This window comes from Actinocorallia lasiicapitis, from assembly GCF_054778695.1.
The window spans coordinates 1-8,687 of record NZ_BAAGZI010000260.1 but is presented as its reverse complement, the minus strand read 5'-3'; the positions used below and the strand labels follow the sequence as shown (position 1 = coordinate 8,687).

The 8,687-nt window shown below is 70.2% G+C and carries 10 protein-coding genes and 1 pseudogene; 7 read left to right on the top strand and 4 right to left on the bottom strand.

Going from position 1 to position 8,687, the window contains the following annotated elements:
• Nucleotides 1–527, bottom strand: a pseudogene (locus ACYVE7_RS23740) (hypothetical protein); the annotation flags it as partial.
• On the bottom strand, nucleotides 524–1,102 hold the full coding sequence (locus ACYVE7_RS23735; protein ID WP_460367321.1) for a SigE family RNA polymerase sigma factor: 579 nt from the start codon (nucleotides 1,100–1,102) through the stop codon (nucleotides 524–526). The pseudogene ACYVE7_RS23740 and the gene ACYVE7_RS23735, both read right to left, overlap by 4 nt.
• A 103-nt stretch (nucleotides 1,103–1,205) precedes the next feature.
• Here ACYVE7_RS23735 and ACYVE7_RS23730 point away from each other — a divergent pair, with 103 nt between their 5' ends.
• The 7 genes from ACYVE7_RS23730 (at nucleotide 1,206) to era (ending at nucleotide 6,945) form a co-directional block, all read left to right on the top strand.
• A complete protein-coding gene (locus tag ACYVE7_RS23730) occupies nucleotides 1,206–1,574 on the top strand; it encodes a histidine triad nucleotide-binding protein (protein ID WP_460367319.1) in 369 nt (122 codons plus the stop codon).
• A 109-nt stretch (nucleotides 1,575–1,683) separates the two neighbouring features.
• A complete protein-coding gene (locus ACYVE7_RS23725; RefSeq protein ID WP_460367318.1) occupies nucleotides 1,684–2,706 on the top strand; it encodes a PhoH family protein in 1,023 nt (340 codons plus the stop codon).
• Nucleotides 2,703–3,170, top strand: a complete 468-nt coding sequence (gene ybeY, locus ACYVE7_RS23720) for an rRNA maturation RNase YbeY (protein ID WP_460367316.1) — start codon at nucleotides 2,703–2,705, stop codon at nucleotides 3,168–3,170. The genes ACYVE7_RS23725 and ybeY overlap by 4 nt, the downstream gene beginning before the upstream one ends.
• A 17-nt stretch (nucleotides 3,171–3,187) precedes the next feature.
• On the top strand, nucleotides 3,188–4,435 hold the full coding sequence (locus ACYVE7_RS23715) for a hemolysin family protein (RefSeq protein ID WP_460367324.1): 1,248 nt from the start codon (nucleotides 3,188–3,190) through the stop codon (nucleotides 4,433–4,435).
• A gap of 58 nt (nucleotides 4,436–4,493) precedes the next feature.
• Complete coding sequence (locus tag ACYVE7_RS23710; protein WP_460367314.1) at nucleotides 4,494–5,531, top strand: hypothetical protein; 1,038 nt, start codon at nucleotides 4,494–4,496, stop codon at nucleotides 5,529–5,531.
• An 18-nt stretch (nucleotides 5,532–5,549) separates the two neighbouring features.
• On the top strand, nucleotides 5,550–5,864 hold the full coding sequence (locus ACYVE7_RS23705; protein ID WP_460367312.1) for a cytidine deaminase: 315 nt from the start codon (nucleotides 5,550–5,552) through the stop codon (nucleotides 5,862–5,864).
• 139 nt (nucleotides 5,865–6,003) lie between these two features.
• A complete protein-coding gene (era, locus tag ACYVE7_RS23700) occupies nucleotides 6,004–6,945 on the top strand; it encodes a GTPase Era (RefSeq protein ID WP_460367323.1) in 942 nt (313 codons plus the stop codon).
• 47 nt (nucleotides 6,946–6,992) lie between these two features.
• Here the strand turns inward: era and ACYVE7_RS23695 are convergent, their stop codons facing one another.
• Together ACYVE7_RS23695 and ACYVE7_RS23690 are read right to left on the bottom strand one after the other, a co-directional pair.
• The gene (locus ACYVE7_RS23695; protein ID WP_460367310.1) at nucleotides 6,993–8,432 is read right to left on the bottom strand and encodes a glycosyltransferase family 39 protein; all 1,440 of its coding nucleotides are present in this window, start codon (nucleotides 8,430–8,432) and stop codon (nucleotides 6,993–6,995) included.
• A gap of 26 nt (nucleotides 8,433–8,458) precedes the next feature.
• Nucleotides 8,459–8,687 (bottom strand): hypothetical protein (locus ACYVE7_RS23690; RefSeq protein ID WP_460367308.1); only part of this gene is annotated, 229 nt, incomplete at its 5' end.

Below are 8,687 nucleotides of genomic sequence, written 5' to 3'. Positions count from 1 at the left end.
CTCGGCGGCGTGGTCGCCGGGGGCGTCGGCGGGACCGCGACGACCGTCGGGGTCGTGGACGGCGGGCAGGAGACCGACGTCGGGGACGGCGTGGGCGACACGGGGAGCGGGGTCCGCAGGCCGGAGTCCGGCTCGATCGGCAGACAGGTGACCTTGACCAGCGGCGGCGCGACCGGCCTGCCCTCGTGGTCGATGACCGTCCCGTCGGGGCGGGTCGTGTAGGGCTCGGCCGCCGCCGACTTCTCCTGCGCCTCCCGCTCCGCCTGCGAGAGCTCGCCAGCGTTGGTGAACCGGTCGATCGCGGCGGGGGTCGCGGACAGGGCGACGGCCGCCATGCTCAGCGCCGCCACCGACGCCAGCAGCGGCCCTTTCCAGCCGCCGGTCAGCCATTTCCAGTCGAGCACCCGGGACGGGCGCGCGGTCCGCTCGCGGATGAGCTGCAGCGCGTCGGGCGAGGGCGCGACCCGGTCCGCCTCGGCGTGCAGCGCCCTGCGCAGAGCGTCGCCGTGGGGGTCTCGGGTGGTCATGAGGTCTGCTCCAGAACGTTGCGGAGCGCGGCCATACCGCGCGCCGTATGACTCTTCACCGCGCCACGGCTGATGCCCATGGCTCCGGCGATCTCGGCTTCGGACAGGTCGGCGTAGTACCGCAGCACCAGCGCTTCACGCTGGCGTTGCGGGAGTCCGCCGAGTGCCTTGACCACCGCGGTGCGTTCCAGCTCGACGATGGCGCCGTGCTCCGCGCTCTGGGCGTCCGGCAGCCCCTTGGGGGCGTACTTCTCCACCACGGCGCGGTGCCGCAGCACCGAACGGGCCCGGTTCACCACCGACTGCCGAAGGTAGGACAGCGCCTTGTCGGGATCGCGCAGCCGCCGCCAGGCGCCGTGCATCGCGACGAAGGAGTCCTGGACGACCTCTTCGGCCGTGGCGACGTCCCGGACGAGGAGCGCGGCCAGCCTGACCAGGGAGCGGTAGTTGGCGCTGTAGAGCGCCGTCACCGCCTGGTCGGCGTCCCACGCCACCTTGAGGGCCGGTGGTGCCACGAGGGTCTCGGTCACCTCAGTGGGACGCTCGACCTCATCGTCCGGTTTACGGTAACCCATGCGTTGTCTCAAGCCTCGCTGCCGGGGGGTGCGCGCTGCGAAGCCACCTTAACCAGACGGAGGGCGGTCGCGCCGTGCAAGTTCCGTATCACCTGTCGGTAACATGCGGCGGAGATCAGTTATCGGAGGCGTCGTGGACTGCTTGTTCTGCAAGATCATCAATGGGGACGTCCCCGCGGAAAGGGTGCTCGAAAGCGAGCACGCGCTGGCGTTCCGCGATATCAATCCCGCTGCTCCCGTGCATGTGCTGGTGGTCCCGAAGGCCCACTACGCCAACCTGGCCGAACTGGGCGCCGACCCCGTCGCGACGGCCGCGGTGGCCACCCTCGCCGGTGAGGTCGCCCAGGCCGAGGGAGTGGCCGAAACGGGATATCGGGTCGTCTTCAACACGGGCCGCGACGCGTCGCAGACCGTGTTCCACGTGCACGCCCACGTCCTTGGCGGACGAGGCTTCGACTGGCCGCCCGGTTAATGGCTTTCGCGAAAAACCCTTAGGCATACTGTCCTCCCTTCTCGGTAACATGAGGAAGAAGGAAAGAACCGCAGATCAGAGGGGTTAATGGCCGTCGAGCGGCCTGCAGATGACCGAATCAAACACGCGCAGCACCAACGGGGCCCGATCCCAGATCAAGATCGTGGTGCCCGACGAGCAGCCCATGGTGGCCCTGCTCGGCTCCCGTGACGAGCTCCTCGCCGTGGTCGAGCGCGCCTTCAACTCCGACATCCATGTCCGGGGCAACGAGATCACCGTCACCGGCGGCTCCGAGCCCGAACTGGTCGCGAAGCTCTTCACCGAGCTGGTCGCCCTGCTGAAGAAGGGCGCCGCCCTGACCCCCGAGGCCGTCGAGCGCAGCGTGGCGATGCTCCGGCAGTCCGGCAGGCCCGCCGAGGTGCTGAGCCACGACATCCTGTCGTCGCGGGGCCGCACCATCCGTCCCAAGACCGCCAACCAGAAACGCTACGTCGACGCCATCGACCAGAACACCATCGTGTTCGGGCTCGGCCCGGCCGGCACCGGCAAGACCTACCTCGCCATGGCGAAGGCCGTGAAGGCCTTCCAGGAGAAGAAGGTCAGCCGGATCATCCTGACCCGTCCGGCGGTCGAGGCGGGCGAACGCCTCGGCTTCCTGCCCGGCACGCTCTTCGAGAAGATCGACCCCTATCTGCGGCCGCTGTACGACGCGCTGCACGACATGGTCGACCCCGGCACCATCCCGCAGCTCATGTCGTCGGGCACCATCGAGGTCGCGCCCCTGGCGTACATGCGGGGTAGATCGCTGAACGACTCCTTCATCATCCTGGACGAGGCGCAGAACACCTCGCCCGAGCAGATGAAGATGTTCCTGACCAGGCTCGGCTTCGGGTCGAAGATCGTCGTCACGGGTGACACCAGCCAGGTGGACCTCCCGCACGGCACCCGCAGCGGGCTCCAGGTCGTCCAGGAGATCCTCGAAGGCGTCGATGACATCTACTTCTGCCGCCTGACCAGCACCGACGTCGTACGGCACCGGCTCGTCACCGACATCGTGGACGCCTACGATCGGTTCGACGCCGAACAGCCCCCCGAAACCGGGCGGGGCAGGCGCGAGCGGGGGCGTAGATGAGCATCGAGGTTTTGAACGAGTCGGGCGTGCAGGCGGACGAGGAGACCATCGTCCGCCTGGCGCGGCACGTGCTGGACGGAATGCAGATCCATCCGATGGCCGAACTGTCGATCCTGCTGGTCGACGAAGAGGCGATGCACGAGCTGAACTCCAAGTGGATGGGCGAGGACAAGCCGACCGACGTGCTGGCCTTCCCCATGGACGAGCTGCGGCCCGGCCACCTGTCGGGCGGCTCCGAGGACGGCGTGACAGATCCGGGCCTGCTCGGTGACGTCGTGCTCTGCCCGGCCGTCGCCGAACGTCAGGGCAAGGCCGCCGGGCACTCCACGCAGGACGAGCTGGAACTGCTGTGCACGCACGGCATCCTGCACCTGCTCGGCTACGACCATGCCGAGGCCGAGGAGCACGCCGAGATGTTCGGCCTCCAGGGCAAGCTGCTCGAATCGTGGCGGGAGTCCCGCTGAACACCACCCAACTGTGGATGATCGCCGTGGCGGTGCTGCTGGTGGTCTTCGCAGGTCTGTTCGCGAGTTTCGAGACGGCGCTGGCCCGGGTCTCCCGGGTCAGGGTCGCCGAACTCGACTCCAGGAGCCTGAACGCGGTCGTCGCGGATCCGGCCCGTTATGTGAACCTGCTGCTCCTGCTCCGCACGAGCTGCGAGCTGGCCGCGACGGTGATAGTGGCCGACCTGTGCATCGGCTGGCTCGACGAGACCTGGCGCGCCTACGTGGTCGCCGCCGTGATCATGATTCTGGTCAGCTTCATCGTGGTCGGCGTCGCGCCGCGCACCCTCGGCATCCAGCACGCCGACAAGGTGGCGCTGTTCGGCGCCGCGGTGATCCATCCGATCGCCCGCGTGCTCGGCCCGCTGCCGCAACTGCTGATCCTGCTCGGCAACGCCCTGACGCCCGGCAAGGGCTTCCGGGACGGCCCGTTCGCCAACGAGGCCGAACTCCGCGACCTCGTCGACCTGGCCGAACAGCGCAAGGTCATCGAGCCGGACGAGCGCGAGATGATCCACTCGGTGTTCGAGCTGGGCGACACCCTGGTCCGCGAGGTCATGGTGCCGCGGACCGACATGGTGTTCATCGAGCGCGGCAAGACCCTCCGCCAGGCGATGTCGCTGCTGCTCAGAAGCGGTTTCTCCCGGATCCCGGTGATCGGCGAGAACGAGGACGACGTCGTCGGCATCGCCTATATGAAGGACATCACCCGGCGGCTGCACGAGACCCCCGGCGACTCAGGCGAGCTGGTCGGCACCGTGATGCGGCCCGCGACCTACGTGCCGGACTCCAAGCCCATCGACGATCTGCTCCGCGAGATGCAGGCCCGCCAGATCCATGTGGCGATCGTCATCGACGAGTACGGCGGCACGGCCGGGCTGATCACCATCGAGGACATCCTCGAGGAGATCGTCGGTGAGATCGCCGACGAGTACGACAACGAGGCGCCGCGCGTCGAGCAACTGCCGGACGGTGTGCTGCGAGTGACGGCGCGGATGCCCGTCGAGGAACTCGCCGAACTCTGCGACGTGGAGATCGAGGCCGAGGACGTCGAGACCGTCGGCGGGCTGCTGGCGTACGCGCTCGGCCGGGTCGCGATCGCGGGGTCGCAGGCCGAGGTCGCGGGGCTGCGGTTGACGGCCGAATCGCTCGCCGGACGCAGGAACCGGATCGGCACCGTCCTCGTGGAACGGATCAAGCAAGATCATCACAGTGTCGAGGATTGAGGCATAGCGCCCCGGGAATGATCACTCTCGCCATCGGGAGGATTCGGGGGGATATCCCATGAGGCGCATTGTTCGCGGGGCCGTGCTCGCCATCGGGGCGTGCACGGCGGTCGCCGGTTGCGGATCGAAGGTCGCGGTCCCGACCCAGCAGGAGCTCTATTCGGACAGTTTGACCGCTGCCGTCCTGACACAGCAGGACGTCCCGAGAGGTTTCCTGCCCGCGCAGGCCCAACCGGTCTTCCGCGGGGTCGTGCCACGTGATCCGGCATGTCGGCGGCTGCTGGCCCTGGCCGACGGGTACGGTCTCCGCGACGTGCCGAAGGCGGCCACCGCCTTCTACCAGATGGCCCCCGGCACCACCCTCAGCCAGCAGATCTGGCATGTGGGCGGGGTCAACGCCGCCACGTTCGTGCGGGAGGCGAAGGTCGCCGCGGCGTCCTGCCCGACCATGCACGCGACGGTCAGCGGCACCGATCTGGTGCTGAACCGCGATCCGCTCGCCACGGACGGGCTGCCGCCCGGGTCGTACGCGGTCCGCTACCGGCAGGCCGCCACCGCCGACCGGCTCATCTCCTACGAGATGGTGTTCGCGCGGACCGGCGACGAGCTGGTGCTGCTGGCGGCGCCGGGGGTGGCGAACCGGCGCGCCCCGGTCACGATTCTGGCGGCCGCGCGGAAGGCCACGGCGAAACTGTCGCGCGCCACCGCCGCTTCGCTGGTCTCGTCGACCACCACCACTGCGCCGACCGGGCGTCCCGCGCCCGTCGGGCCGGTCCCGCCGAGGCCGAGCGTCGGCAGGGCGGTTCCCATGAAGCCCGCCGCCACTCCGAAGCCCGTCAGGACCCAGCGGCCGGTCGTCAAGCCGACCAGGCGGGCCGCCGTCAAGCCGACGCGGCGCGCTTCGGCCAAGCCGACCAGGCGCGCCGTCGTCAAGCCTTCGCGACGTGCCTCCGCCCAGCCGACCAGGCGGGCCGTGGTCAAGCCGACGCGGCGCCCGGCCGTGAAGCCGACCAGGCGCGTCACGGTGAAGCCGACCCGGCAGATCGTCGTCGAGCCGTCCCGCAGGGCGACGGCCCGGCCGACCGCGACGAGGTAGGGCCACTAAACTGCCGTCGTGAACCCTGAAGACGCCAAGCTGATCACTCTGGCCCGCTCCTCCCGCGCGCGCAACGGCGCGCCGGAGGGAGCGGCCGTCCGCGATGAGACCGGCCGCACCTATGTGGCCACCACCGTGGACCTGCCCAGCCTCAAACTGACCGCCCTGGAGGCGGCCGTCGCGGCCGCCGTCTCCAGCGGCGCGGAAGACCTCGAGGCCGCCGTCATCATCACCCTCGACGCAGCCCCGTCGATCTCCGCCGCCCGCGATCTGGGCCCCAAGGCCCCCGTCCACCTGGCCGCCCCCGACGGCACCCTCACCGCCACCCTCTAGCACGCGTTCACAGGTCCTCGTTCGCGGTACGGCCTGGCGGATCCTCGGGCGTCAGGCCGCCGGAGCGCTCTTGGGAGGCTCTTGGCGTTCACTTGCGGAACCGGAGGCCGGGTCCGTGCACCGGCCGCGGTGCGGGAGAATTGATCGGGTGAACACTCAGCCAGACTTCAGATCCGGGTTCGCCTGCTTCGTCGGGCGGCCGAACGTCGGCAAGTCGACGCTGATGAACGCGCTGGTCGGCACCAAGGTGGCGATCACCAGTAACCGGCCGCAGACCACGCGGCGCGCGATCCGCGGGATCGTCCACCGCCCGGACGCCCAGCTCGTCATCGTCGACACCCCCGGCCTGCACCGCCCGCGCACCCTGCTGGGCGAGCGCCTCGACAGCCTGGTCCGCGGCACTCTCACCGAGGTCGACGTGATCGGCTTCTGTGTCCCCGCCGACGAGAAGATCGGCGACGGCGACCGCTATATCGCCCGTGAACTGGCCGGGATCAAGGACACCCCGGTCGTCGCGATCGTCACCAAGGCCGACAAGGTGGGCCCGCAGGCCCTGGCCGAGCAGCTGATGGCCCTGGACGCCCTCGGCTCGTGGGCCGACATCGTCCCGGTCTCGGCGCTGGGCGGCATCGGCAGGACCGGCGCCGACCCCTACCAGCTCGACGTCGTCACCGACCAGCTGGTCAAGCACCTGCCCGAGGGGATGCCCCTCTATCCCGAAGGCGATCTGACCGACGAGCCGGAGCAGATCCTGGCCGCCGAGTTCATCCGTGAGGCCGCTCTGGAGGGCGTGGAGCAGGAGGTCCCGCACTCGATCGCGGTCGTGGTCGACGAGATGAACCTCCGCGAGGGCCGCGAGGACCTCACCGACATCTACGCGCATGTGTTCGTCGAGCGCCCGTCGCAGAAGGCGATCCTGATCGGCCGGAAGGGTGAACGGCTCCGCACGGTCGGCACCAACGCCCGCAAGCAGATCGAGGCGCTGCTGGGCACCAAGGTCTATCTGAACCTGCAGGTCAGCGTGGCCAAGGACTGGCAGCGCAACCCCAAGCAGCTCCGCCGTCTCGGCTTCTACGACTGATCGGCTCCTACGACTGATCGGCCGGGCCCGGCCGGACGACCGGGAGGTCAGGCGTTCTTCTTGGGCGTCAGATCGGGCGCCGACAGTTCGACGCGCGGCGGCGCGGCCCGCTCGTACAGCGTGATCTCGCCGCCGTGGTACCGCCAGCTCCTGATCTTGTGGAAGCCGGGTTCCCCGAGCGCCTTGGCCTTCGCGGCCCTGCCGGAGTCGGAGCCGGGCAGGAACGGCAGCCAGTTGCGCACCAGCCAGACCCGCCGCGTCCCGGCGAGCGAGGCCGCGTACTCCCGTTTGGGCAGTTCCCTGCCCATCAGATCGCCTGCCTGGACGGGGCTCTTGGCCAGCAGGACGTCGTCCAGCGAGGCGAGCGCGGGGGAGGCGGCGGCGACCGGCCGGAACCGTGGATCGGTGTAGACGACGGCGTCGCCGGGACGGTCGTGGGCGGCGATGATCCGGCTGAGCTCGCGAAGATCGTCCAGCCGGGCTCTGTGGGGGTCGCGGAGCGTCTGGTGCTTGGGCACGGTGACGATCGCCGCGATCACCACCAGCGGGACGGCCGCCTTCCAGGGGAGGCGTTCCAGCCCGGCCGCCAGCAGCAGGCAGGCCGCCGGCACGCAGAACAGGACGTACCGCTCGACATAGGTCGGGTGGACCAGTGAGATCAGCAGCAGCAGCACCGGCGGCAGCACCAGCCACGGCAGCGCCGTCTCGGCCAGCGGAGACCACTTCCACAGCGCCATGATCAGCAGGATCGCCGCCGGGACGCAGAGCGCGGGCACCAGGCTGAGCGAGCCCAGCAGATGCAGCAGATCCTTCGGCCGCGGGCTCTCGATCCAGTCGATCTGGTAGCTCTGCCGCCTGGCCAGCAGCGCCAGCCCCGCCACCGGCAGCAGCGCCGCCCCGACCGTCACGGCCCACGGCCGCCAGGGCCGGCGGCCCAGCAGCACCGTCGCGAGATGCGCGGGCAGCAGGAACAGGGCGAACAGATGCGTGAACCCCAGCAGCAGCACGCTCAGCCCGTAGCCGATCCAGCCCCGCCGGCTCTCCGCCCTGGTCAGCAGAGAGGTGGCCAGGACGGCCAGGAACGCGACGAGCGCGTACTGCCGGGCCTCCTGGGCGTACCGCGTCATCATCGGCGACAGGGCGACGAGCACCCCCGCCGTGATCCCGAGGCGCTCCGAGCCGAGCCGCCGCCCGAGCAGGACGGTCAGTGCGGCCGTCCCCGCGGCGGCCAGCGTGGAGGGCAGCCGCAGCGCCCACGCCTGGTCTCCGGCCAGCGTCACGGGGATCTTCATCAGCAGGTAGTAGAGCCCGTGGACGGCGTCGATGTGGGTGAGGGTCCTGAGCAGGTCGGGCAGGGAGCGGCCCGCGACGTCCGCGGTGACGGCCTCGTCGCGCCAGAGCGAGGGCGCGGTCAGGCCCCACCAGGCCACGGCGAGCGCGAGCACGGCGGTGAGGAGGGGAGCGGCCCAGGGGCGGTTCTTCGGCATGAGGATCGGGATGAGGCTATCCGGCTTTACCCGCCGGCCGGCCGGGCGCGCCGGACGAGCTGGCCGAGCGCGCAGCCGCCGAGCACGATCGAGCAGGCCACCGCCAGGTACCAGCCGGCCTCGAGCCCGCCCCTGATGTTGAGGACCCGCTGGGCGAGCTGGGCGATCAGATCGTGCTCGTATCTGTCCTGGTAGTCCTTGAGCTGCAGCACGAACAGCCCGCAGGCCGCCAGCCCGGCCGCCGCGGCCCCCGCC

Excerpts from the sequence above, each read along its gene's own strand:
- ACYVE7_RS23735 (WP_460367321.1), bottom strand. The coding sequence starts at position 1,102 with ATGGGTTACCGTAAACCGGACGATGAGGTCGAGCGTCCCACTGAGGTG.
- ACYVE7_RS23725 (WP_460367318.1), top strand. The coding sequence starts at position 1,684 with ATGACCGAATCAAACACGCGCAGCACCAACGGGGCCCGATCCCAGATC.
- ACYVE7_RS23730 (WP_460367319.1), top strand. The coding sequence starts at position 1,206 with ATGCGGCGGAGATCAGTTATCGGAGGCGTCGTGGACTGCTTGTTCTGC.
- ACYVE7_RS23715 (WP_460367324.1), top strand. The coding sequence starts at position 3,188 with ATGATCGCCGTGGCGGTGCTGCTGGTGGTCTTCGCAGGTCTGTTCGCG.
- ybeY (WP_460367316.1), top strand. The coding sequence starts at position 2,703 with ATGAGCATCGAGGTTTTGAACGAGTCGGGCGTGCAGGCGGACGAGGAG.
- ACYVE7_RS23710 (WP_460367314.1), top strand. The coding sequence starts at position 4,494 with ATGAGGCGCATTGTTCGCGGGGCCGTGCTCGCCATCGGGGCGTGCACG.
- ACYVE7_RS23695 (WP_460367310.1), bottom strand. The coding sequence starts at position 8,432 with ATGCCGAAGAACCGCCCCTGGGCCGCTCCCCTCCTCACCGCCGTGCTC.